The organism is Haloprofundus halobius, assembly GCF_020097835.1.
Taxonomy (GTDB): Archaea; Halobacteriota; Halobacteria; order Halobacteriales; family Haloferacaceae; genus Haloprofundus; species Haloprofundus halobius.
In genome coordinates this window covers 1773906-1795728 of sequence record NZ_CP083666.1, presented here as the reverse complement: position 1 = coordinate 1795728, position 21823 = coordinate 1773906, and the positions used below count along the sequence as shown (strand labels likewise).

The window sequence follows — 21823 nt, the reverse complement described above, 5'->3', positions numbered from 1 at the left end:
CGTTCGAGAGCGCAGTTACTCATTCCTCGGTCGTCGTCGATTCGACCCGTTCCGCCCCGCACTCCGGGCACTGGTCGTGATGCGTGTGGAACCGTGCGTCGCACTCTCGACACTGGTACGCTGCGTTTTCCTCAGCCGTCTTCTCCACGCTCTGTTTGAACTGCTCGACCTGTCGTCCTAGCTCGTTGAAAATTCCCATGGGCTCTCTCCGCAGAGGAGAGCGAGAGAGATAAGCGTTTGTTGGGCCGCTATCGACAGTTCCGGGGTGGTTCTGACGAGCCAATTTGAACGAACTCGCTGGATACGCACCGACTATCGCACCGAATAGAACTCCGCGTTTATATTCAATTCTCCACCGGTTCTACGGGTCTTCGACGAGAGTGTTTTTGCCTAATTGGACCGTACTCTGTACTGTGTCGGACCAATACAGTCAGCTCGGTCGGCCGCTCCACGCGTGTGAGGAGTGCTCGGTCGTGTACGCACGGTATCAAGCCCCGCAGACGTGTCGCGTGTGTGGAAACGACTCGTTCGTGGAGGTCCAAGTCAAGGGATAGCCCTCCAAGTGCCATCGGTTTACAACCGAACTGAACGTCTCAGCGGCCGAAAAATCGACATCCGTACCGAGTGAGTCTATCGTCTCAACCGAGGAAGATGTCGACGACGTCGCCGCTCGACTGTCCCTTGTAGAGTTCCGAGTAGCCGCAGTTCGTACACGAGACGACGGTGAACTGCCGGTTCTGCACGTCGAAGAACTTCGAGAACCCGCTTCCGGTCGTCGAGATCGTGTCCGTGGTCGCTTCGTCGTGGCCGCACTTCTCGCAGCCGTCGTAGGACTGTTCGCTGGATGGGCTGTGGTCGGAGACCATATCTGTCGTCTCTCGTGACAGGATAAGTATCTTCTCGGTGGTGCGAGAGATGGACCACCCGACGACCGCGCTCAGCGCTCGTCTTATCGGTCCAGTTCGTCGACTAACTCGTCTGCGACGCCCGTGTAACCCATCGGCGAGAGCGAGCGCAGTTCCTCGCGAACCTCGGGAGAGACGTCGAGGTCGTCGAACAGGTCGCGGAAGTCTTCGATGGTCACGTCGCGGCCGCGGGTGAGTTCCTTCACGCGTTCGTACGCCTCGGTGTCGCCCTCGCGCCGGAGGATGGTCTGGACCGCCTCGCCGATGATCTCGGGGGTCGCCTCCAGTTCCTCACGCATCACGTGCTCGTTCGGGACGACCTTGCCTAATCCGGTCTCGGTCTTCCCGTAGCCGATGAGACAGTGTGCGAACGCCGCGCCGATGTTGCGCTTCACGGTCGAGTCCGAGAGGTCGCGCTGGAGACGCGAAGTGGTGATGTAGTCGGCGAGGAACGTCAGGTCGGAGTTGGCCTTCGAGAGATTTCCTTCGCTGTTCTCGAAGTCGATGGGGTTGACCTTATGCGGCATCGTCGACGATCCCGTCTCTCCCTCGACAGTTCGCTGGCCGAGGTAGCGGTCCGAGACGTAGAGCCAGACGTCGCGGTCCAGGTCCAGAAGCACGTTGTTCGCGCCGCGGAGCGCGTCGAAAAGGGTAGAAAGGTCGTCGCAGGGGTTGACCTGCGTCGTCAGCGCCGTGTGGCGGAGGCCGAGCGACTCGACGAACGACTTCGAGAACGCGCGCCAGTCGACGTCCGGATAGGCGGCGACGTGGGCGGCGTAGGTGCCCGACGCGCCCGCCAACTTGCCCGAGAGCGCGTCGCTCGCCTCTCGGATGCGGCCCATCTGCCGACCGAGGCGCGCGGCGACGACGGCCATCTCCTTGCCGAACGTCGTCGGCGTCGCGGGTTGGCCGTGCGTCCGCGCGAGCATCGGCGTCGCACGGTGCTCGCGCGCCAGCGACGCGAGTTCGTCGCGCACGTCCGCGAGCGCCGGGAGCAACACGTCCTCGACGGCGGGTTCGACGAGCAGGCGGTGGGCGAGGTTGTTCACGTCCTCGCTCGTCAGGCCGAAGTGAATCCACGGGTGGAGCCGTTCCGCGCCGTCGACGTCAGAGGATTCGCCGAGTCGAACGCGCAGGAAGTACTCGACGGCCTTTACGTCGTGGTTCGTCGCCGAGTACTCCTCGGTGCCCTCGGTTTCGAGGCGCTTGACGAGGCGTGCGTCGTCGCCGTCGAACGACTCGTAGCAGTCGCGGAGGGCGACGCGTTCCGCTTCGCTGAGCGTCAGCGGCGTCGCGTCGAGGTCGGCGAGCGCGACGAGGTATTCGGCTTCGACGCGGACGCGAGCGCGCATCAACGCCGACTCGCTGGCGTACGGGACCAGCGGCGCGGTTCGGCGCGCGTACCGCCCGTCGACCGGCGAGACGGTCGACAGCGGGTCGTTCCGAGAGAGGTCTGTCATACCCGGGAGTGTCCGCGGGCGCGGCAAAAGCGTGTCGATGAGTGCAACCCATTTCTGTGCATACTGTGCCGGTTCGAGAGCTCGAATACGCGAAAATCTATACACGTATTTGGATACCCGCGCTCGGCAGACCGCAACTGTTTTTCCCACGGCGGTGGGCTTCTCTCGTATGCTACGGATTGCGGGTTTGGCGAGCAATCGCGGACGGAACCTTCGACACATCGCCGATACAGCGCCCGGCGGGGCCGAGTTGGCCGTCGTGCTGTCGAACCACGACGACGCCCCGGTGCTCGACGCGGCCGCCGAGCGCGGCATCCCGACCGAGAGCGTCGAACGCGACGAGGGCGAATCCCGCGAGTCCCACGAACGTCGCATCCTCGATGCCCTCGACGACTACGAGTTCGACCTCGTCTGCCTCGACGGCTACATGCGCGTACTCACGACCGAGTTCCTCGACGCCGCGCCGACGACGCTGAACGTCCATCCCTCCTTGCTCCCTGCGTTCCCCGGCAACGACGCCCACGAGCAGGTTCTCGATTCGGGCGTCCGCACGACCGGATGCACGGTCCACGTCGTCACCGAGGAGGTCGACGCCGGCCCCATCGTCACGCAGGAGGCGGTCCCCGTCTTCGAGGACGACGACGCGGCGTCGCTGAAAGAGCGCGTGCTCTACGACGCCGAGTTCGCGGCCTATCCCCGGGCCGTCCGCCTGTTCGCCGAGGACCGCGTGACCGTCGATGCCGAGACTGGCCGCGTCTCCGTCGAGGGCGACGAGGGCGGCGACCTCCCGTCTCGCCGCGTCGTCTCCGAGCGCCGCGGCGACACGCTTCGCTACGGCGAGAACCCGCATCAGGACGCCGCCGTCTACGTCGACGACGCCTGCGAGGAGGCCAACGTCGTCAGCGCGCCGCAGTTGAACGAGGGCGCGAAGGCGCTGTCGTACAACAACTACAACGACGCCGACGGCGCGCTCAGCCTCATCAAGGAGTTCGACGACCCCGCTGCCGCGGTCATCAAACACACCAACCCCGCTGGCTGTGCGACCGCCGACACGCTCTCGGAGGCGTACGAGCGCGCGCTCTCGACGGACCCCATGAGCGCTTTTGGAGGGATTGTCGCGCTCAACCGCGAGTGCGACGCCGAGACGGCCGAACTCGTCGTCGATTCGTTCAAAGAGGTCGTCGTCGCGCCGGGGTACACCGACGACGCACTCTCGGTGCTGACCGGGAAGAAGAACCTTCGAGTGTTGGACGTGGGTCGCGGGGACGGGCGGACGGGCGAGTCCGCCCGGTCCGAGCTCGGCGAGATCTCTGAGCGCTTCACCGAGAAACCCATCGTCGGGGGACGACTCGTCCAGGAGCGCGACCTGTGGAGTCCGACGGTCGACGACCTCGAAGTCGTCACCGAGCGCGAACCCACCGACGAGCAACTGGAGACGATGCTGTTCGCGTGGAAGGTGCTGAAGCACGTCAAATCGAACGGCATCCTCTTCGCCGACGGGACGGAGACGGTCGGCGTCGGCATGGGGCAGGTGAGCCGCGTCGACGCCGTCCGACTGGCGGCGATGAAAGCCGAGGAGCACGCCGAAGGCAAATCCGCCGAGGGCGCGGTGATGGCGTCGGACGCGTTCTTCCCATTCCCCGACGGTGTCGAGGAAGCCGCCGAAGCGGGTATCGACGCCGTGATTCAGCCCGGTGGCTCCGTCAACGACGACGACGTCGTCGCGGCCGCCGACGAGCACGACATGGTGATGGTGTTCACCGGGCGGCGGTGTTTCAGACACGACTGAGCGTCAGCGAAGGAGCGTCTAACGCTCGAAAGACGAACGAAGGCGAGGAACGCGCCTCGGCCCGTCTCCCGCGGCGTCGATGGCACCTCTCCCCGACGTATCAATCAGCGTGTGATTCTCGTGCGTAGCTTTATCACGTCCCCGTGAGACATGCTACCATGCACGTTGCGTTCTTCGTTGTCGGCGTGGCGTTCCTGACAATCGGGGCCTACATGGGTGTCGGCGGCGACACGGGGTCGACCCCTGTGTGGCTGGCACTCGGGAGTGTCTTCCTGACGCTCGGACTCGTGCTCGACACCGACCGGACCGCGCGGCGAGAAGCGGAACGGCCGCGACCTGAGTAGTCGCTCTCGTGCGGTTTCGGCCGTCGAAGCTAGCTTTCGTCGTTGCGGAGGCTGTGGTTCGGGAAACACTCCCCGAGCGAGTGCAGCAGCTCTCTCGTCCGTTTCTTCGTCTCGGCGTCGATGTCCAGCGTCTCCACCTCGTTGAGCGCCTGTCGGAGCAGCGTCAGACTGAGTCGCTGGTCGAGATGGACGACCGGGAGGGAGAGGTCTTCGAACGACTCCGGCGGGATGCCGGAGGGCGACAGCAGAAAGTAATCGTCGAGGTCCGCGAGGTCGTCGGTCGCGAAGTCGTCCTCGGAGAGCGACCGATTCGGCCGAATCCAGCGGGTTCGTCCTCTCTACGCCTCGTCGTCCGTATCCGAATCCGCGTCCGCGTCGGTGTCGCGAGAGTCGTCGACCTCGGTTTCGTCGACGTCCTCGTGTCTGTCGACGTCCTCACGTTCGTCCGCCTCGGTCTCCGAGGGGTCGGCGGCGTCGACATCCGTTTGTGTCTCGACGACCGTCGTCTCGTCGAGGCTTTTGGCATCGCCGCCGAACTTCGACTTGAACGTCTTTCTGGCGACGTAGACGCCGCCGACGGCTGCACCGCCGGCGACGACAGCGCCCGGGACGCCGTACTTTTTGTAACCGTACTTCGCCGCCTTTCTACCGACAGTTACGGTACCGAGCATCTCATATCGACGTTGTCGACGCAGCGGCAACCCAGATGGGCTTGTTAGTTCAGGCTGCTTTTAGCGCCCCGGCGGTCCGCTCGCCGCCGCGCGGGTCAATCGTCGCTTCTGGCGGCGATTTCCGAGGGAGTCATCCGCGCGTCGTCGCGTCGCGAGTGAACCCGCTGCGGGAACGGAATCGAGATGTCCTCTCGCTCGTAGGCGGTCTTGACCGACTCGATGACCGAGCCCTTCGCCTTCCAGAGTCGCCGCATCGTCGGGTCACCGATCCAGAAGCGGAGTTCGAGCTGTATCGACGACTCGCCGAACTCCTGTGGAATCGCCCGCGGCGAGGGGACGTCGCGGACGAGGTCGACCTCCGCCATCGCCGACTCCGCGACCTCCCGCGCGTGAGAGAGGTCCGTCTCGTAGTCGACGCCGACCTCTAGTTCGATGCGGAGTCTATCACTACGCGAGTAGTTCATCAGCCGATTGCTCGTGATGTGGTCGTTCGGGATGAGCAGGTGTTCGTCGCTGTACGTCCGCAGTTTGGTGTTGATGATCGTCACGTCCTCGACGACTCCGGACTGACCGTCGACTTCGACCCAGTCGCCCGCACGGAACGGCCGCGAGAGCAAGAGGACGAACCCCGCGATGATCGCCGCGAGCGTCTCGCGGGCGGCGAGGCCGACGACGGCGCTGGCGACGCCTGCACCGATGAACAGGTTGCCGAGTTCGATGCCCCAGAGGTAGAGAAGCACCGCGATAGCGAGCGCGAAGATGCCGACGTCGGTGACGTGGTAGGCGACCTCGCTCTGGTGTTTCGTCAGCGCGCCGGCGGCCGCCAGGCGGTCGATAGAGCGGTTGACCAACCGGACGACGAGATACGCCCCCGCGAGCACCGCCACGCTCACGACCTGTCTGACTGCCGTCCAGCGGTCGACGAGAACCGCCTGCGCGAGCACGTCGAAGACGACGACGAGGTTCCAGACGGTCGCCAGCGCCAGCACCGCCGCCGCGAGGTCGGCGACCAGAAACGTCACCGTCACCATCTCCGCGATATCTGCGTCGTAGCGCGCCTCGACTGTCGGTTTCGTTCGGTTCACGAGGAAGAAGACGGCGAAGAACGCGACGCCGATAGCGACGGTTTGCGCCGGCGGAGACCAGTCGGCGAACGTCGCTGCCACGCCACTATCGAGCGCGGAAAACAGCACGTAACTCATGAAAGTCGGGACCGGAGATAGTGGTCTCGGACTGAAATCTCGGCTGCCAGTATTGACAAGGGGCGGCTCGGTTTCGGCGACGAAGTCGTCTCTGAGTCGCCGTTTTGTGGCTCCGTCGTCGCCGCCGAACGCGTGTGTACCGGTCGCCGCCGATCACGAGAAAACCGCAGTAGACGGTCCGATAGGCCTAAGCGGAGTCGCAAACTCGGACGATGCATGGAGTATTACGAGGCGGCGAACTTTCTCTTCGACCTCCGCCGCTTTCAGGTGAAGCCGGGGACCGAGTCGGTTCGGGCGCTGCTCGACCACCTCGGCGACCCCCACGAGAACGTCCGATTCGTCCAGGTCGCGGGGTCGAACGGAAAGGGCAGCACCGCGCGGATGGTGGAGTCGACGCTTCGGGAAGCGGGATGCAGCGTCGGCCTCTACACCTCGCCGCACTTCGACAGCCTCCGCGAACGCGTCCGCGTCGACGGCCGCAAGATGACCGAATCCGCGCTCTGCGAGTTCGTCGCCGAGGCCAAACCGTACCTCGTCGACCGTGCGGCCGCCGGCGAACCGCTCACCTTCTTCGAGACGGTCACCGCGCTCGGTCTCTGGTACTTCGGCCGCAGCGACGTCGACGTCGCCGTCCTGGAGGTGGGGATGGGCGGCGAACTCGACGCGACGAGCGTCGTCGACCCCGTCGCCAGCGCCGTCACGAACGTCACGCTCGAACACACCGACGTGCTCGGCGACACCATAGAAGAGATTGCGACGACGAAAGCGTACGTCGCCCCCGCCGACCGACCGCTCGTCACCGCCGCGACGAGCGACGCGCTCGACGCCGTCCGCGCGCAGGCCGGCGACGTCGTCACCGTCGCGGACCCGAGCGACCCCGACGCCCCCGAAAACCCCGACCTCCGCGTCAACTACGAGGGTCGCGTCAACCACACCGAGTCCGTGGTCAGCGTCTCGGTTGATTCGGGCGCGTTCGCGGTCGAAGCCCGCTTGCCGATGCTCGGCGCGTATCAGGCGAAGAACGCGGGCGTCGCCGTCGCACTCGCACGACAGGCCGCCGCCGAGACCGGCGTCGAACTCGACACCGAGACGGTCGCCCGCGGCCTCCGTAACGCCCACTGGCCGGGCAGATTCGAGGTCATGCAGCGAGAGCCGATGGTCGTCCTCGACGGTGCGCACAACCCGGGGGCGTTCGAGGTTCTCGCGGCCGTACTCTCGGAGTTCGACTACGACGACCTGCATCTGGTCTTCGGCGCGATGCACGACAAGGACCACCGCGAGATGGCCGCGGCGCTGCCGACGCCCGACTCGGTGACGACGTGCAGGCCGAACCTCAGTCGGGCCGAAGACCCCGAAATCCTCGCCCGCGTGTTCGAGCGGGCGGGCGTCGACTCGGTCGACAGTATCGGGTCGGTATCCGCCGCGTTGTCGAGCGCCCTCGACCGGGCCGGTCCCGACGACTGCGTACTTCTCACCGGCTCTCTGTTCTGTGTCGCCGAGGCGCGGCGGCGGTGGACCCGACTGGGGATTCCGAAAGCGGTCGATTCGCCGACGGACGCCCGCGAAGTACTGGAGCGTGCAGGGGGGACGACCGAAGCCGTCGACGCCGCCGAAGACGAGATGGTTCACCGCGTCGTGAAGACGCAGGTCGAGAGGCGGCAGGCGCGCGTGTTCGAAACCGAGATGGCTCGTTTCGGCGGCGAGTGCGTCGCCGCCGGTCTCGACAGCGACGGCGAACTGCACGACGTCGTTCTCTCGGGGACGCTCGCGCAGTTCGATCGACTGCTCGACTCGCTCGAGGGTCACCCGTACGGCCTCTCGGACGTCGTCGCCGACCTCCGCGGGCGTCTCGGCCTCGACGACGGCGAACCGACCGAGCAGTATCCGTGGGACGAGGGCGCGTCGGTGATGGGCATCCTGAACGTGACGCCCGACTCCTTTCACGACGGCGGCGAGTTCTTCGACGCCGACGCTGCCATCGAACAGGCGCAGGCGATGGTCGACGCCGGCGCGGAGATTATCGACGTCGGGGGCGAGAGCACCCGCCCCGGCGCGGACCCGGTGTCGATCGAAGACGAGATTCGGCGCGTCGTGCCGGTCATCGAGGCCGTCTCGGACCTCGATGTCGCTATCTCCGTCGACACCCGGAGAGCCGCGGTCGGCCGAGCAGCGCTCGACGCCGGAGCCGACATCCTCAACGACGTGACCGGCCTCGAAGACCCCGAGATGCGATTTCTCGCCGCCGAGCGCGAGGTGCCGGTCATCGTCATGCACAGCATCGACGCACCGGTGGTTCCGGGCAAGGAGATCGACTACGACGACGTGGTCGAGGACGTCGTCGAGGAACTGAACGAGCGCATTCTCTTGGCCGAGAAGGCGGGCATCCCGCGAGAGCGCGTCATCGTCGACCCCGGCCTCGGCTTCGGGAAATCGAAGCCCGAGAACTTCGAGCTCCTCTCTCGACTCCCGGAGTTCGAGGCGCTCGGCTGTCCGATTCTCGTCGGGCACTCGCACAAGTCGATGTTCGAACTCGTCGGGCAGGAGGCGGGCGACAACCTCGAAGCGACTATCGCCGGGACCGCGCTGGCCGTCGAACGCGGTGCGGACATCGTCCGCGTCCACGACGTGCCCGAGAACGTCGCGGCGGTTCGGGTGGCGGAGGCGACGAAGAATCCGAGTCGGTTCGAGTAGAAAGCGGATTTTATAGTGGCGCGCGGCGGGAGCGCCCTCGGTGGCGCGACCACCGCGCGAGGGAGTCGGGCGCGTTCATGCGCCCGACGAGGCTGGGGAGGCTCGAGGTGGGCGGTGGCGGTGTGTTCTCTCGGTGCGCTCGGCAGTCGGAGTCGACCGATTCAGCGAATCACCGACCGCACGAGGTGGATCATCCGAACCCACGGAAAATCCCGAAACCGACAAGCCCCCACACGAGAAGAAAACCAGACAGACCAAGATGTACGAAGCGGTCCACGCGCACCCCGACGGCGACAGCACCCCCTCGCGTTTCGCCCGCACGGCGGCCGACTACGGCTTCGAGGGCGTCGCCGTCCGCTTCCAGGGCGCACCCGACCTCGACGCCTGCGAACGCGCGAGCGACCGCTACAACGTCGATGTCGTCGACGCCGTCGAAGTCGTCGCTACGACCCCCGAGCAGGCCAGCGGCGCAATCGGCAACTTCCGACCGAAAACCACGCTCCTCGTCCTCCGCGGCGGCGACGACAAACTCAACCGCTTCGCCACCGAAGCGGAGCGAATCGACGTGCTGTCGCGGCCGATGGCCGGCGGCGACTTCAACCACGTGCTCGCCAAGTCCGCGAAGCGAAACGGCGTCCGCGTCGAGTTCGACTTTCGGCGGGTGCTCCGCGCCGACGGCGGTCGGCGCGTACAGGCACTCAAGTCGATGCGCACACTCCGCGAACTCGTCGAGTACTACGACGTGCCGTTCGTCGTCAGCGCGAACCCCACCTCGCACCTCCAACTCCGCGCGCCGCGGGAACTCGTCGCCGTCGGCGAGCAGGTCGGGTTTTCGGCCGAACAGATAGAGTCGGGCCTCCGCGAGTGGGGTCGCCTCGCGGCGCGAAACCGCGAGCGAACGTCCGAGTCGTTCATAGCCCCGGGGGTCAAACGGGGCAGGTATGAAGAAGACGGTTGAGGAACACGCCGCGCGCTTCTCGAAGATCGCCGCCGACTACGACGAGAGCCAGGACTCCGACGAGTACAGAGCCTGCGCGTCGCTCGTCGTCGACCACGCCGACCCAAGTCCCGACGACGTCGTGCTCGACTTAGGTACTGGAACCGGCGCGATCGCGCTGGCGCTCGCCCCCAAGGCGAAACGGGTCGTCGGCCGCGACATCAGCGAGGGGATGATGGAGCAGGCGCGAACGAAAGCAGCGGAACAGGGGGTAGAAAACGTCGAGTTCGGCCACGGGTCGTTCCGCGAACCCGGCTACGACGGCCACGTAGATGTGGTCGTCTCGAACTTCGCGATGCACCATCTCTCCGACGAGGAGAAACACGAGGCCGTCGAGGTCATCGCCGGCCTCGAACCCCGGAAGTTCGTCCTCGGCGACGTGATGTTCTTCGGCGAACCCAATCCGGAAGACCCGTTCTACAGCCCCGAGGTCGACGACCCGTCGACGGTCGGCCATCTCGTCGACTGCCTCACTAGTGCCGGCTTCGCGCTGACGGCCGTCGAACGCGTCCACGACCAGGTGGGCGTGCTCGTCGCCGAGCGGTTCGGCGGTGGCGGCGACGGCTCCGACGGCGTCGGCGAGTCCGAGGAAATCGACGAGTAACCCGCCGATGAAACATCTCCCGAAACATCTCCGACCGCGCTGGCGCTACCTCGCGCTCGGCATCGAGACGTGGCCCGACGCCGCGTTCGAACGCGGCGACTTCCAGCGCGAACTCTGGTACGCCGCCCAGAACCTGTTGGGCGACGCCGGGAGCGCCGACGCCGACCTCACGGTGTACGGCTTCGAACTCGGCGACGGCGTCGGCGAGGCCGTCGTCCGCGTCCGACGCGGTCACGTCGACGACGCCCGCGCCGCACTCGCCTGTCTGAGCAGCGTCGGCGACGACGAAACCGGGATACGCGTCCGTGGCGTCTCCGGTACCGTGCGCGCCTGTGAAGAAAGCTATTTACGCGGCGCGGCCGGACGTTCCGAGAAGAGACAGGTCGTGTTCGAGGGTTCCGAGCGGTCGGCGGTCGTCCGGGACGACGTACTGTGCGTCCGCCTCCCCTCGGGCGTTCTCGGCGCGACGAAACTCGATTTCGAGTGATACTTATGCAGGGACAAGCGCAACAGCAGGCGTACGACCGCGGCATCACCATCTTCTCGCCCGACGGCCGTCTGTACCAGGTCGAGTACGCGCGCGAGGCGGTCAAGCGAGGCACGGCGAGCGTCGGCGTCAGAACGGCCGACGGCGTCGTGCTGGCGGCGGACAAGCGGAGTCGCTCACCGCTGATGGAGCCGTCGAGCGTCGAGAAACTCCACAAAGCCGACAAACACGTTGGCATCGCCTCCGCGGGCCACGTCGCCGACGCGCGTCAGCTCATCGACTTCGCGCGCCAGCGCGCGCAGGTCAACCGCCTCCGCTACGGCGAGGCCATCGGCATCGAGTCGCTGACGAAGGAGGTCACTGACCACATCCAGCAGTACACGCAGGTCGGCGGCGCGCGCCCGTTCGGCGTCGCGCTCATCGTCGGCGGCATCGAGAATGGCGAACCCCGCCTCTTCGAGACGGACCCCTCGGGGACGCCGTACGAGTGGAAGGCGCTCTCGGTCGGCGCGGACCGCGCTGACATCCGCGACTACCTCGAAGAGCACTACACCGAGGACGCCGGCCTCGACGGCGGTATCGGCCTCGCGCTCTCGGCGCTCGCCGAGTCGAACGACGAGGGGCTCGAACCCGAGGGCGTCGGCCTCGCGACCATCGACGTCGAAAGCGAGCAGTACACCGAGCGCTCCGCCGAGGAAATCGAGTCGTACCTCTCCGAGCACGACCTGCTGGCGAGCGACGACGAGGAAGCCGAGTAAGCGACGAAGCCGAGTAAGCGACGAAGCCGAGTAAGCGACGTCTCGCGCTCACTTTGAGCGACGAACCGAAACTGAAGTCGACGGTTGCGACCCTTCTCCGGTATGCAGTACGAGGTCCGAGCGACAGTGCCGTCGGTCGAGACGTATCTGTCGCTGCGTGAGGCTGCTGGGATGCGTCCACGCTCGCGCGAAGGTGCCGAACGGGGCCTGCCGAACACGCTGTTCGCAGCGACCGCGTTCGCGGTGGACGGAGACGGAACTGAGACGCCCGTCGGGATGGGCCGCGTCGTCGGTGATGGAGGGACGGTCTACCAGATCGTGGACATGGCCGTCCGTCCCGACCATCAAGGCGAGGGTCTCGGAACGAGAGTCATGGAGCAACTCGTCGTGTTTCTCGACGAGGAGGCACCGCCGAACGCGTACGTCACCCTCGTCGCCGACGTGGACGGCTTCTACGAGCGCTTCGGCTTCGAGGAGACGAGGCCGGCGTCGAAGGCGATGTCTCTCAGAGACGAGTAGCGGGGAAGAATACGAACCGAGACGAGCGGGCGCTCAGTACTCGTCGTACGCGAGGTTCATCAGCCACTGCGAGAACGCATCGCTCTTGGGGTCTATCTCTTCCTCGCCGATGTACGGCGAGAGCATGTCGCCGGCCATGAGCAGCGAGAAGTCGAGGTCGCGCGCCGCCGGTTCGAGGAAGTACGTGTTGTGGCCCTCGTAGACGGTTTCGGAGCGCTTGATGAGCCCCGTCTCGGCGAGTCGCTCGGCGATTCGACTCCCCTTCCGCGACCCGATGTCGAGTTCCTTCCAGAAATCGCTCTGGTGGATGCCCCGAGTCTCACGGATGAGTTCGAGTCCCTGGCGCTCGTCCGTCGTGAGGTCCGCTTCGAGGTCCGTGGCGCTCACGCGAACACCTCCGTCTGCGGCGTGCTCAGGTTCATACTCATACACGTCACGCAACCCGCTTAAAGTTGGCTTTCGACCCGAACGTGGTCGGTTTCGCAGGGCGGCCCGTCGGCGAACCGATAGCTCGCGCCCCCCTCGCCGATGGCGATGAGCGACGAGGAGCGGGTGCCGAATCCATCTCCATGGATACAAACCCCATAGTCGTGGTTCCCGAGCGCCGAGGCCGCCCGATCGTGCCACGCCTCCGAAGACTCGCCGGGTTCGGGTTGCAGCGCCTCGCGGAGGCGACGGGCGTTCTCGGCCTGCTGTTCGCCGACCTCGGGGCGGAACGAGGGGACGGTGAAGGAGTCGTCGGCACCGACGTTGACGACGACGTGGACGCCGGGGTCGAACTGCGTGACGCGGAGGCGGCCGTCCCACTCGAACAGAACGGCGGCAGTTGCGTCGGCGACGACGAGGTTGAACCCGTCGTAGCTTCGCTCGTCGAGTTCGCGTTCGACGAAGCGAGCGGCGTCCTCGGCCGACTCGTCTCGGAGCGCCTCGCGGACGAGCAGTCCCCGCGACCGGTCGGCCGCGGGCTCGGCGTCGGTCCAGCGGTTCGTGATGCCGGCGAACAGCCCGTGTTCGTTGTAGCCGATCCACGTCCCGCCAGCCTCGGCGTCGCGGGGGGCGACGACCGCCGGGTCGTCCTCGATGCGCGCCGGGGGTTCGGAGGGTCGGTCGAGCGCTTCGTCGCGGTTCGCCGCGACGACGACCGGCGAGTCCGGAAACACCTGCCAGGCGAGGGTGAGTGTGCACACGTCGTGTCGTAGGAGGCCGGGTCGGATAAACTCCGTTGCGGACGCTCGCCGACGAAGGGAGTCGCGAAAGCGGCACGGGGTTCGGTGAGCGCCCACGTGGCTGGCTGGCTGAATGACGCTCGCTGGTGCGAGATACGCGACGGGGCTGAAGCGTCGCGTCCGGCGCTCACCGACGACTGTAGTGTTTACTCGGTAGAGAATAAATGTTTTGGTGATCAGGGTCTTACCCCGGAGTATGAAAGCGATAGCGGTGTACGAGGGAGACGACAGATCGAGCGTCGTCGACGTGCCGAAACCGGAGCCGTCGGCGGGGCAGGCGCTCGTCCGAACACTTCGGGTCGGCGTCGACGGCACCGACCACGAGGTGCTGAGCGGCGGGCACGGCGGCTTCCCCGAGGGCGAGGAGTTTCTCGTGCTCGGTCACGAGGCCGTCGGCGTCGTCGAGGACCCGAACGGGACGGCCCTCGAACGCGGCGACGTCGTCGTCCCGACGGTTCGTCGCCCGCCGAACGGCCCTAACGAGTACTTCGAGCGCGGCGAACCCGACATGGCTCCCGCCGGGGAGTACTACGAGCGCGGCATCGACGGCGCGCACGGCTTCATGGCCGAGTACTTCACCAGCCGCGAGGAGTATCTCGTACCCATCCCCGAGGAACTCGCGTCGATCGGCTTCCTCGTCGAACCCCTCTCCATCTCCGAGAAGGCCATCGAACACGCCTACGCCTCCCGGTCGGCGTTCGAGTGGACCCCCGAGTCGGCGCTCGTCCTCGGCAACGGGAGTCTCGGCCTGCTCACGCTGGCGATGCTCGGCCTCGAATACGGCTACGACGTCGACCGCCTCTACTGTCTGGGCCGCCGGGACCGCCCCGACCCGACCATCGACGTCATCGAGGAACTCGGCGCGACGTACGTCGACTCCCGAGAGACGCCCGTCGACGAGATTCCCGACGCGCACGAACCGATGGACTTCGTCTACGAAGCCACGGGGTTCCCGAAACACGTCTTCCAGTCGGTGCACGCGCTCGCACCCAACGGCGTCGCGGCGCTTCTGGGCGTCCCGAGCGACTGGGAGTTCGAGGTCGACGGCGGCGCGTTCCACAGCGAACTCGTCCTGCACAACAAGGCGCTCGTCGGAAGCGTCAACTCCCACGTCAAACACTTCGAGGCGGCGACGGAGTCGCTGGCGACGATGCCGGAGTGGCTCTTGGACTCGCTGGTCACCGGTATCTACGGTCTGGACGAGTTCGAGCGGGCGTTCGACGACGACGACACCACTATAAAAACCGCCGTGCAATTCAGTACGTATGAAGAACGTCGATGACCTCATCTCCAGCGCGGCGGAGTTGGCAGAACGCGGCCTCTCGAAGGGCGAGATCGCCGACGAACTGAACGTCTCCCGGGAGACGGCGAGCTGGCTCGTCGAGCGCAGCGGCGCGACGAGTTCCGAACCCGAGACGACGAGCACCGCACCCTCGGGCGGGACGGGCCCCGACGACATCCACGTCGACTGGAGTGCCGTCGGCCGAGACAGCGCCCGTCTCAGCTACCTCGCGTGGGCGATGGCCGACCTGCTCGGCAAGGAGGGCGACGACGTGGACCTCACCATCGGCATCGAGAAGGCGGGCGCGCCGCTGGCGACGGTGGTCGCCCGGGAACTCGACACCGACCTCGGAACGTTCGCGCCGGCGAAACACCAGTGGGAAGAGGGCGACATCGAAGATCTCGGCGGCAGTTTCTCGCGGAACTTCGCGCAGATTCGCGACCGCAGTTGCTACGTCGTCGACGACATCATCACGAGCGGCACGACGATGCGCCAGACCATCGAGGCCGTCCGCGACCACGGCGGCAAGGTCGAAGCGGCCGTCGTCATCGTCGACAAGCAGGGCATCGAGGAGATAGACGGCGTCCCCGTCCACTCGCTCATCAACGTCGTCAGCGTCGGCGAGGAGTGAGCGCGCCGTCGCCGCAGACGAGCGGCGTCCGGGCGCAACCCCTATCAATCGCGGTATCCTACCCACTCGTATGACGTTCCAACCCGGAAGCGACCTCAGCGATGACGAGGTCAAACAGCGCGTCGACGAGACCATCGAGGCGAACGACGTCGTGCTGTTCATGAAAGGCAACCGCCTGATGCCACAGTGCGGCTACTCGATGCGGGCGGTCGAACTCATCAGCCAGCACCGCGAGGAGTTCGAGACGGTGGACGTGCTGCCCGCACTCGACCAGTATCGCGCCGCGCTGTCGGAACACAGCGGCTGGGAGACGATTCCGCAGACGTACGTCGACGGCGAGTTCGTCGGCGGGAGCGACATCCTCGCGGAACTCGACGAACGCGGCGAACTCGAAGCGACGCTCGACTCGTCGTGATTTATTCGAATTAATTCTTTGTTGTATAGAAGGGGAGCCCCTATATGTCCACCACCCCTAGTGGACACACGTACCGGCATTTGCGCAGTAGCGCGCACTACCAACCCATCCCCCATCAGAAGCACAAGAAAATGTCAGGCCGCGTATATAGACTCCACTCGACGCTCGAACTGCCACTCGAAGATGTCGAGGATTACTTCGACGGTAATCCCGATCTCCCGCCGGAGATCGCAGACATCGACATCACCCGACGAAACAACACCCTCATCATCAAAGCCATCTCGGACGACGAGAGCCTGAGCAAGTACACACCGACTGCACAGCTCAAGGCGAGCGTCACGGAGACGCGCGTGTACGAGGAGGAACCGCCGCGAGCGGGCGGTCCGCAGTGGGCACAGGACGAGGAGGAGGAGATCCCCTCCGAACTCGTCGAGTTCGCCTGTTTCAAAGGCGACCGCGAGACGGTACTGCAGAACACGGCGCTGCAGTTCCCGATGTTTCAGGTGTTGTGCGAGATAGCGAAACTCGCCGAGAAAGGCACCTTGACCGCCATCACCGAGGAGGACGGCGACCTCCTCGCGACCCGTATCGTCGAGGGTGACATCCGACCGGCGAGCGTCGAAGTCGTCGAGAACCCCCAGCAGAACAGTTCGAACGGCAACGGTATCAACTGGCGCGACAACAAGTTCATCAACTGAAGCGCGCGGCGGTTTCTCCGACGATTCGAGCGAGCGAGCGATTACGCGGCCCCTCGTTACGTTCAGGGGTTCGAGCGTGTTACTGTCACGCGAGGGCACTCACGCGCTGCGACGAGCCATAAGACACTTTACTCCGCTAATTATATCTAATTACGAGATGCCCGAAGGCTTCCCGGAGTACGTCGACGTAGATTACAGCGACGGAGAGGGCGAGACGCCCGAAGATTACCCGAGCATCCAGCACAAAATCGAGAAAGCCATCGAGGTGACGAAGACCGGCCTCGAAGAGTACGAGAACCCCGCAGTAATGTGGACCGGCGGGAAGGACTCGACGCTGACGCTGTACTTCGTCAACGAGGTCGCGGAGCGCTACGACCTCGAAAAACCGCCCGCGGTGTTCATCGACCACTACCAGCATTTCGACGACCTGTTCGACTTCGTCGACCGCTGGGCCGACGAGTGGAACCTCGAAGTGAAGTTCGCCCGCAACACCGACATCGGCGACTACGTCGACGAACACGGGTTGACTCCCGGCGACGACATCCCGATTTCGGAACTCTCCGAACACAACCAACACCACGTTCGGAACATCCTCGAATACGAGGAGGACGAGTTCCCGTTCCTGCTCGACACGTACGTCGGCAACCACCTGCTGAAGACCGTCGCGCTGAACGACACCCTCGAATCCGAGGACATCGACGGCATCATCTCCGGCATCCGCTGGGACGAACAGGAGGCCCGCGCCGACGAGACGTTCTTCTCGCCGCGTCACGACCCAGAGATCTACCCGCCGCACGACCGCATTCAACCGATTCTCCAGTTCGACGAGGCCGACGTCTGGGAGACGTTCTGGCACTTCGTCGTCCCCGAGACCGTCGAGGAGTACCCCGACGAAGGGTACGTCCCGCAGGACTACGACGACCTGCCGAACGGCCTCACTCACGAGGACATTCCGGTGTCGCCGAAGTACTTCGAGGGCTTCCGCTCGCTGGGCAGCGAAATCTCCACCGACAAGACGGAGTCGACGCCCGCCTGGTTGCAGGACCTCGACAACACGACCGAACGCGCGGGCCGCGCCCAGGACAAAGAGGACCTGATGGAGCGCCTGCGCGACCTCGGTTACATGTAAACTACCCCACCCTACTTCGCTCGGCCGAAACCTACCTCGCACCTTGAGGACGGGGCCTCCACCTCGGTTTTCTGGTGAAGTCGGCAGGTCACTACTGCTGAACTCGTCTCGGTGTCGAGGCGACACCGACGAACGTCGCGTCATTTTCTCCCGTTTTCGCCGTCGTCGACGAGCGGCAGCGACGTCGAACGGCGTCGTCATCCCGACCGTGTTCTGTGTCAGCCAGTAGCCGCGGAAAGATAGATGCTCTCAGCGGTGGATGTAGCGGTCGATGACCGAGCAGTTTCCCGCGTACATCGACGTCGACTACGACGCCGGACGTTCACAGACCGCCGCCGATTACCCCAGCCTCGGCGACAAAATCGAGAAGGCGGCCGAACTCACCGCGCAGGCGCTCGACCAGTACGAGAACCCCGCGGTGATGTGGACCGGCGGGAAGGACTCGACGCTCGTCCTCTACGTCGTGATGGAGGTCGCCCGCGAGAACGGCCACGAGGTGCCGCCGGTCGTCTTCATCGACCACTTCGAGCACTTCCCCGAGGCGACCGAGTTCGTCGACCGCTGGGTCGACGAGTGGGACCTCGAACTCGTCGTCGCGCGCAACGAGGAGTTCGCTCGCCTCGGCGCGGAACCCGGCGACGAGTTCGCCGTGAGCGAACTCAGCGAGGCGACGCGGAAGGAACTCACCCGGTTGGAGTACGACGACGAGACGCTCGTCCTCGACGCCGACACGTTCGTCGGCAACCACCTGCTGAAGACCGTCGCACTGAACGAGACGCTCACCGAGTACGGGTTCGACGGCATCTTCTCGGGCGTCCGCTGGGACGAACAGGAATCCCGTGCCGACGAGACGTTCTTCAGCCCGCGCCACGACTCCGAGAAGTACCCGCCGCACGACCGCATCCACACGATCCTCCAGTTCGACGAAGGCGACGTCTGGGACGCGTTCTGGAACTTCGTCGTCCCCGACACCGTCGAGGGCTACCCGGCCGGACACGTCCCCGAGTCGCGCGACGATTTGCCCGACGGACTGACCGCCGAGGACCTCCCCGTCTCGCCGAAGTACTTCGAGGGCTTTCGGTCGCTCGGCACCGAGTCGGGGTCGGCGAAATCCGACGAGCGCCCGGCGTGGATGCAGGATTTGGAGGTCACGACCGAACGAGAGGGCCGCGCGCAGGACAAAGAGAACATCATGGGTCGGTTGCGCGACTTGGGGTACATGTGAATTAGGAGGGTTGATACACCATAGGCCGCGATACTGAATCGCCCTTCTGGGGCAAGCCCGATCGGTTCGAATGACGGAGCGGCCGTCTGGAGTCGTCCCTTGCGGTCGGTGACACCGAAACTCCGCCGAGCGATACGTTCTCGGCTGTCTCGCCAGAGCGCTTAGTCCTTCGAGCGCCTACCGACGGTATGAACGCTCCTGATGCATCCGAGGACGGCGAGGGGATTCCCGACTGCGTCTCCGAGGCCGAGATTCCGACGAACGACATCGTCGAGGTGATTCGCTGCGCACCGAAACCAGTTGTCAACACGGGCTACGTCGCCGAGCGGTTCGGCGTGCCGCTCTGGGCGATGTACGCGCGACTCGAATCGCTCGTCGACGCGGGCGTCCTCGAACATATGGAGGTCCGAGAGCGGGGCCACCTCTGGTGGGAGTCGCTCGCAACCGAACTCGACGAGTTCTGACGGGGAGACGCCAGCGACGGACGACGACCGCGCGGAGAATCGGTGCGCGTAAACCGTCGTCCTCGCTACGCCCTCCAATGACCGACGACTGGGTGAGCCTCTTTTCGGGCGGCAAAGACTCCTCGTGGGCGCTCTACCAAGCACTCGAATCGGGACTAAACGTGAGTCGACTGCTCACCGTCCACCCCGAGGGCGACTCGTACATGTACCACGTCCCCGAGACGCGACTGGCGCGACTCGCCGCCGAGAGCGTCGGTATCGAACTCGTCGAAGTCGAACCAGATTCCTTCGAGGCTGAGTTAGCAACCGACTCCGGCGAGCAGGGCGACGCCGAACTCGAACCGATGGAGGCGGCGCTGCGAGAACTGAGCGAGGAACTCGACTTGGCGGGTGTCACCGCGGGAGCGGTCGAAAGCGAGTTTCAGACCAACCGGATTCGACAGATGTGTGACCGCCTCGGCATCGACCTCTTTGCCCCCTTGTGGCGGGAGAACCCCCGCGAACTCGCCGACGCGATGCTCGGCGCCGGGTTCGAGATTCGCATCGTTCAGGTCGCCGCCCACGGCCTCGACGAGTCGTGGCTGGGGCGGACGCTCGACGCCGACGCCATCGCGGAGTTGGAAGCACTCAACGACGAGTACGGCGTCCACATCCTCGGCGAGGGCGGCGAGTTCGAGACGCTGGTGACAGACGGCCCGCACATGTCCCGGCCTATCGAGTTGGAGTACGAGACCGAGTGGGAGGGGACGCGAGGGCGGATTCGCGTCAGCGACGCTCGACTCGGCGAGCGGAAATCTCCCTGACCGCGAGCGCCAGCGGCGCGAGCGGGCCGAGGAACGAACGGAGTGATAGCGAAGTGAGTGACGAGTGCTTTTGGTGCAGCTTCTGCCGAGGGTCGCCGAAGGTGGTCCGTAGCGCAAATGGTGCGGTTATTCGTCGCCGACGAGTTTCGAGTGTTCACCGACGAGCGTGTCGATCAACTGCAGTCCCTCGATGTGGGTCTCTCGGTCGGTGATCGTATCGCGGAGCGTCGAGTCGGCGACAGTCGCGTCCGAGAAGACGACGGAGTTGTCGAGCGTCGAATCCCGAACCTCCGCGCCGGCCAACACCTGAACGTTCTCGCCGAGGTCGCTGTTTTCGACCGTCGCGTCGTCGTGGACGAAGTTGTCGCCGTCGAGTTTCCACGCGACGGCTTCGAGGTAGCTCTCGGGCGTTCCGATGTCGTACCACGCGTCCTCGAAACTGAACGCGTAGACGGAATCACGCGACTGCAACCACTGGAGGAACCACCCGGGTTCGTCGGGGTTGTTGTCGGAGGCGAGATACTCGTCGAGTTTCGGCAGCGTCTCCGCGGGGAACGCGTAGCAGGCGATGGAGACGAGTGTGCTCTTTGGGTCCGCTGGTTTCTCCTGGAACTCGACGACCTGGTCGCCGTCGAGTCGGACGAGACCGTACGACTTCGCTCGTTCGCGCGACCCGACGTCGTAGGCGGCCAGAATCGGAGAGTCCTTCTCCTCGAAGAAGTCGACGAACTCCGCGACGTCGAAGCTGATGAGGTTGTCGCCGGCGATGACGACGAGGTCTTCCTCGACGCCCTCGCGTTCGACCAACTCCGCGAGCGCGCCGACGACGCCGAACTTCTCGTCTTCGGCGCGCGTCTCCTCGACCGACAGCGTCGGTTTCTCGAACGTCGAGTCGGCGAGATAGCGCTCGAACTCGTCGGCGAAGTACTCGTTCGTACTGACGAACACCTCCGAGATGCGGTCGTCCGCCTCGAGGTCGGTGAAAATAGTGTCGATGACCGTCGAGTCTCCCACCGGGAGAAACATCTTCGGGCGCTGCTTGGTGATCGGCCAAAGCCTCGTAGCGTACCCTCCGGCGAGAACGACTGCCTTCATATACACGTCATCAATGGCAGGCGCCAAGACTGTTTTGCTCAAATTGACGACGACGCAAAGCCATTTGCCCGTTCGCGCGTACTCGGGGCCATGGACGAGACGGAGACGACCCGGCAGCGAATCGCCGACGCGCTCAGGGAGGAGCCGTCGACCGCCAGCGGCCTCTCGACCAGCGTCGACGCGCCTCGGTCGGTCGTCTACGACCACCTCAGACACGTCGCCCAGTCGCTCGACGGCACCGACGAGCAGTTTCTGGTCGCCCCGCCGGAGTGTCGAAACTGCGGGTTCTCGAACTACGACGACCCGGTGAACTACCCCTCACGGTGTCCCGACTGTCGAAGCGAGAACATCGAGGAAGCGGTGTTCAAAATCGAGTAACCGAGCGAGTTCGGCGATTCGGAGCGTAGTCGCCTCGTCGGGCGTGCGCG

At 65.2% G+C, this 21823-nt stretch carries 25 protein-coding genes; 17 read left to right on the top strand and 8 right to left on the bottom strand.

The genetic code is table 11. From position 1 onward, the window contains the following. Positions 1 to 19: 19 nt before the first annotated feature. From LAQ74_RS09405 to purB, 3 genes are all read right to left on the bottom strand, one after another. Positions 20 to 199 carry a hypothetical protein gene (locus LAQ74_RS09405; RefSeq protein WP_224332294.1) on the bottom strand — a complete coding sequence of 60 codons (180 nt, stop codon included), beginning with the start codon at positions 197 to 199 and terminating at the stop codon, positions 20 to 22. 439 nt (positions 200 to 638) lie between these two features. After that, complete coding sequence (locus LAQ74_RS09400; protein WP_224332293.1) at positions 639 to 866, bottom strand: zinc ribbon domain-containing protein; 228 nt, start codon at positions 864 to 866, stop codon at positions 639 to 641. A gap of 83 nt (positions 867 to 949) precedes the next feature. Next, positions 950 to 2365, bottom strand: coding sequence for an adenylosuccinate lyase (gene purB, locus LAQ74_RS09395; protein ID WP_224332292.1), 1416 nt, complete (start codon positions 2363 to 2365; stop codon positions 950 to 952). Between the two features lie 169 nt (positions 2366 to 2534). On the opposite strand from purB, the gene purH reads away from it, so the two are divergent. Then, the gene (gene purH, locus LAQ74_RS09390; RefSeq protein WP_224332291.1) at positions 2535 to 4154 is read left to right on the top strand and encodes a bifunctional phosphoribosylaminoimidazolecarboxamide formyltransferase/IMP cyclohydrolase; all 1620 of its coding nucleotides are present in this window, start codon (positions 2535 to 2537) and stop codon (positions 4152 to 4154) included. Between the two features lie 158 nt (positions 4155 to 4312). After that, the gene (locus tag LAQ74_RS09385) at positions 4313 to 4498 is read left to right on the top strand and encodes a hypothetical protein (RefSeq protein ID WP_224332290.1); all 186 of its coding nucleotides are present in this window, start codon (positions 4313 to 4315) and stop codon (positions 4496 to 4498) included. 338 nt (positions 4499 to 4836) lie between these two features. On the opposite strand, the gene LAQ74_RS09380 is transcribed toward LAQ74_RS09385, so the two are convergent. Further along, positions 4837 to 5169 (bottom strand): hypothetical protein, encoded by a 333-nt coding sequence (locus LAQ74_RS09380; RefSeq protein WP_224332289.1) that lies wholly within the window; start codon positions 5167 to 5169, stop codon positions 4837 to 4839. 95 nt (positions 5170 to 5264) lie between these two features. Beyond that, positions 5265 to 6371, bottom strand: a complete 1107-nt coding sequence (locus tag LAQ74_RS09375) for a mechanosensitive ion channel family protein (RefSeq protein WP_224332288.1) — start codon at positions 6369 to 6371, stop codon at positions 5265 to 5267. 216 nt (positions 6372 to 6587) lie between these two features. Here LAQ74_RS09375 and folP point away from each other — a divergent pair, with 216 nt between their 5' ends. The 6 genes from folP (at position 6588) to LAQ74_RS09345 (ending at position 12427) form a co-directional block, all read left to right on the top strand. Next, a complete protein-coding gene (folP, locus tag LAQ74_RS09370; protein ID WP_224332287.1) occupies positions 6588 to 9062 on the top strand; it encodes a dihydropteroate synthase in 2475 nt (824 codons plus the stop codon). A gap of 259 nt (positions 9063 to 9321) precedes the next feature. Further along, positions 9322 to 10020, top strand: a complete 699-nt coding sequence (locus tag LAQ74_RS09365) for an RNase P subunit p30 family protein (RefSeq protein ID WP_224332286.1) — start codon at positions 9322 to 9324, stop codon at positions 10018 to 10020. Continuing rightward, the gene (locus LAQ74_RS09360) at positions 10004 to 10663 is read left to right on the top strand and encodes a class I SAM-dependent methyltransferase (RefSeq protein ID WP_224332285.1); all 660 of its coding nucleotides are present in this window, start codon (positions 10004 to 10006) and stop codon (positions 10661 to 10663) included. Before LAQ74_RS09365 ends, LAQ74_RS09360 begins: the two co-directional genes overlap by 17 nt. Positions 10664 to 10670: 7 nt before the next feature. Then, a complete protein-coding gene (locus LAQ74_RS09355) occupies positions 10671 to 11150 on the top strand; it encodes an Rpp14/Pop5 family protein (RefSeq protein ID WP_224332284.1) in 480 nt (159 codons plus the stop codon). 5 nt (positions 11151 to 11155) lie between these two features. Then, positions 11156 to 11908 (top strand): archaeal proteasome endopeptidase complex subunit alpha, encoded by a 753-nt coding sequence (psmA, locus tag LAQ74_RS09350; protein ID WP_224332283.1) that lies wholly within the window; start codon positions 11156 to 11158, stop codon positions 11906 to 11908. A gap of 102 nt (positions 11909 to 12010) precedes the next feature. Then, entirely contained in the window at positions 12011 to 12427 is a 417-nt protein-coding gene (locus tag LAQ74_RS09345) for a GNAT family N-acetyltransferase (RefSeq protein WP_224332282.1), read from the top strand. Between the two features lie 33 nt (positions 12428 to 12460). Here the strand turns inward: LAQ74_RS09345 and LAQ74_RS09340 are convergent, their stop codons facing one another. After that, positions 12461 to 12814 carry a helix-turn-helix transcriptional regulator gene (locus tag LAQ74_RS09340; RefSeq protein WP_224332281.1) on the bottom strand — a complete coding sequence of 118 codons (354 nt, stop codon included), beginning with the start codon at positions 12812 to 12814 and terminating at the stop codon, positions 12461 to 12463. Between the two features lie 59 nt (positions 12815 to 12873). Continuing rightward, positions 12874 to 13614 carry an NRDE family protein gene (locus LAQ74_RS09335; RefSeq protein WP_224332280.1) on the bottom strand — a complete coding sequence of 247 codons (741 nt, stop codon included), beginning with the start codon at positions 13612 to 13614 and terminating at the stop codon, positions 12874 to 12876. Between the two features lie 235 nt (positions 13615 to 13849). Here LAQ74_RS09335 and LAQ74_RS09330 point away from each other — a divergent pair, with 235 nt between their 5' ends. The 8 genes from LAQ74_RS09330 (at position 13850) to LAQ74_RS09295 (ending at position 20300) form a co-directional block, all read left to right on the top strand. Continuing rightward, on the top strand, positions 13850 to 14935 hold the full coding sequence (locus LAQ74_RS09330; protein ID WP_224332279.1) for a glucose 1-dehydrogenase: 1086 nt from the start codon (positions 13850 to 13852) through the stop codon (positions 14933 to 14935). After that, the gene (gene gfcR / locus LAQ74_RS09325; protein WP_224332278.1) at positions 14919 to 15566 is read left to right on the top strand and encodes a transcriptional regulator GfcR; all 648 of its coding nucleotides are present in this window, start codon (positions 14919 to 14921) and stop codon (positions 15564 to 15566) included. Before LAQ74_RS09330 ends, gfcR begins: the two co-directional genes overlap by 17 nt. Before the next feature lie 70 nt (positions 15567 to 15636). Next, positions 15637 to 15981, top strand: a complete 345-nt coding sequence (locus LAQ74_RS09320) for a glutaredoxin family protein (protein WP_224332277.1) — start codon at positions 15637 to 15639, stop codon at positions 15979 to 15981. Between the two features lie 131 nt (positions 15982 to 16112). Beyond that, the gene (locus tag LAQ74_RS09315) at positions 16113 to 16679 is read left to right on the top strand and encodes a DUF7110 family protein (protein WP_224332276.1); all 567 of its coding nucleotides are present in this window, start codon (positions 16113 to 16115) and stop codon (positions 16677 to 16679) included. A gap of 157 nt (positions 16680 to 16836) precedes the next feature. Then, positions 16837 to 17808: a phosphoadenosine phosphosulfate reductase family protein gene (locus LAQ74_RS09310; protein WP_224332275.1), complete on the top strand. Its 972-nt coding sequence runs from the start codon at positions 16837 to 16839 to the stop codon at positions 17806 to 17808. Between the two features lie 271 nt (positions 17809 to 18079). Beyond that, the gene (locus LAQ74_RS09305; RefSeq protein WP_224332274.1) at positions 18080 to 19033 is read left to right on the top strand and encodes a phosphoadenosine phosphosulfate reductase family protein; all 954 of its coding nucleotides are present in this window, start codon (positions 18080 to 18082) and stop codon (positions 19031 to 19033) included. Positions 19034 to 19221: 188 nt separating this feature from the next. Continuing rightward, the gene (locus LAQ74_RS09300; RefSeq protein ID WP_224332273.1) at positions 19222 to 19497 is read left to right on the top strand and encodes a hypothetical protein; all 276 of its coding nucleotides are present in this window, start codon (positions 19222 to 19224) and stop codon (positions 19495 to 19497) included. A 77-nt stretch (positions 19498 to 19574) separates the two neighbouring features. Then, a complete protein-coding gene (locus LAQ74_RS09295; RefSeq protein ID WP_224332272.1) occupies positions 19575 to 20300 on the top strand; it encodes a diphthine--ammonia ligase in 726 nt (241 codons plus the stop codon). 126 nt (positions 20301 to 20426) lie between these two features. On the opposite strand, the gene LAQ74_RS09290 is transcribed toward LAQ74_RS09295, so the two are convergent. Next, positions 20427 to 21395, bottom strand: a complete 969-nt coding sequence (locus LAQ74_RS09290; protein ID WP_224332271.1) for a nucleotidyltransferase family protein — start codon at positions 21393 to 21395, stop codon at positions 20427 to 20429. Positions 21396 to 21485: 90 nt separating this feature from the next. Between LAQ74_RS09290 and LAQ74_RS09285 the strand changes: the two genes are divergently transcribed. Beyond that, positions 21486 to 21773 (top strand): transcriptional regulator, encoded by a 288-nt coding sequence (locus LAQ74_RS09285; protein WP_224332270.1) that lies wholly within the window; start codon positions 21486 to 21488, stop codon positions 21771 to 21773. The last annotated feature ends 50 nt before the right edge of the window (positions 21774 to 21823 follow it).

Coding starts and splice junctions, on each gene's coding strand:
- LAQ74_RS09405 (WP_224332294.1), bottom strand. CDS start 199: ATGGGAATTTTCAACGAGCTAGGACGACAGGTCGAGCAGTTCAAACAG.
- LAQ74_RS09400 (WP_224332293.1), bottom strand. CDS start 866: ATGGTCTCCGACCACAGCCCATCCAGCGAACAGTCCTACGACGGCTGC.
- purB (WP_224332292.1), bottom strand. CDS start 2,365: ATGACAGACCTCTCTCGGAACGACCCGCTGTCGACCGTCTCGCCGGTC.
- purH (WP_224332291.1), top strand. CDS start 2,535: ATGCTACGGATTGCGGGTTTGGCGAGCAATCGCGGACGGAACCTTCGA.
- LAQ74_RS09385 (WP_224332290.1), top strand. CDS start 4,313: ATGCACGTTGCGTTCTTCGTTGTCGGCGTGGCGTTCCTGACAATCGGG.
- LAQ74_RS09380 (WP_224332289.1), bottom strand. CDS start 5,169: ATGCTCGGTACCGTAACTGTCGGTAGAAAGGCGGCGAAGTACGGTTAC.
- LAQ74_RS09375 (WP_224332288.1), bottom strand. CDS start 6,371: ATGAGTTACGTGCTGTTTTCCGCGCTCGATAGTGGCGTGGCAGCGACG.
- folP (WP_224332287.1), top strand. CDS start 6,588: ATGGAGTATTACGAGGCGGCGAACTTTCTCTTCGACCTCCGCCGCTTT.
- LAQ74_RS09365 (WP_224332286.1), top strand. CDS start 9,322: ATGTACGAAGCGGTCCACGCGCACCCCGACGGCGACAGCACCCCCTCG.
- LAQ74_RS09360 (WP_224332285.1), top strand. CDS start 10,004: ATGAAGAAGACGGTTGAGGAACACGCCGCGCGCTTCTCGAAGATCGCC.
- LAQ74_RS09355 (WP_224332284.1), top strand. CDS start 10,671: ATGAAACATCTCCCGAAACATCTCCGACCGCGCTGGCGCTACCTCGCG.
- psmA (WP_224332283.1), top strand. CDS start 11,156: ATGCAGGGACAAGCGCAACAGCAGGCGTACGACCGCGGCATCACCATC.
- LAQ74_RS09345 (WP_224332282.1), top strand. CDS start 12,011: ATGCAGTACGAGGTCCGAGCGACAGTGCCGTCGGTCGAGACGTATCTG.
- LAQ74_RS09330 (WP_224332279.1), top strand. CDS start 13,850: ATGAAAGCGATAGCGGTGTACGAGGGAGACGACAGATCGAGCGTCGTC.
- gfcR (WP_224332278.1), top strand. CDS start 14,919: ATGAAGAACGTCGATGACCTCATCTCCAGCGCGGCGGAGTTGGCAGAA.
- LAQ74_RS09320 (WP_224332277.1), top strand. CDS start 15,637: ATGACGTTCCAACCCGGAAGCGACCTCAGCGATGACGAGGTCAAACAG.
- LAQ74_RS09315 (WP_224332276.1), top strand. CDS start 16,113: ATGTCAGGCCGCGTATATAGACTCCACTCGACGCTCGAACTGCCACTC.
- LAQ74_RS09310 (WP_224332275.1), top strand. CDS start 16,837: ATGCCCGAAGGCTTCCCGGAGTACGTCGACGTAGATTACAGCGACGGA.
- LAQ74_RS09305 (WP_224332274.1), top strand. CDS start 18,080: ATGACCGAGCAGTTTCCCGCGTACATCGACGTCGACTACGACGCCGGA.
- LAQ74_RS09300 (WP_224332273.1), top strand. CDS start 19,222: ATGAACGCTCCTGATGCATCCGAGGACGGCGAGGGGATTCCCGACTGC.
- LAQ74_RS09295 (WP_224332272.1), top strand. CDS start 19,575: ATGACCGACGACTGGGTGAGCCTCTTTTCGGGCGGCAAAGACTCCTCG.
- LAQ74_RS09290 (WP_224332271.1), bottom strand. CDS start 21,395: ATGAAGGCAGTCGTTCTCGCCGGAGGGTACGCTACGAGGCTTTGGCCG.
- LAQ74_RS09285 (WP_224332270.1), top strand. CDS start 21,486: ATGGACGAGACGGAGACGACCCGGCAGCGAATCGCCGACGCGCTCAGG.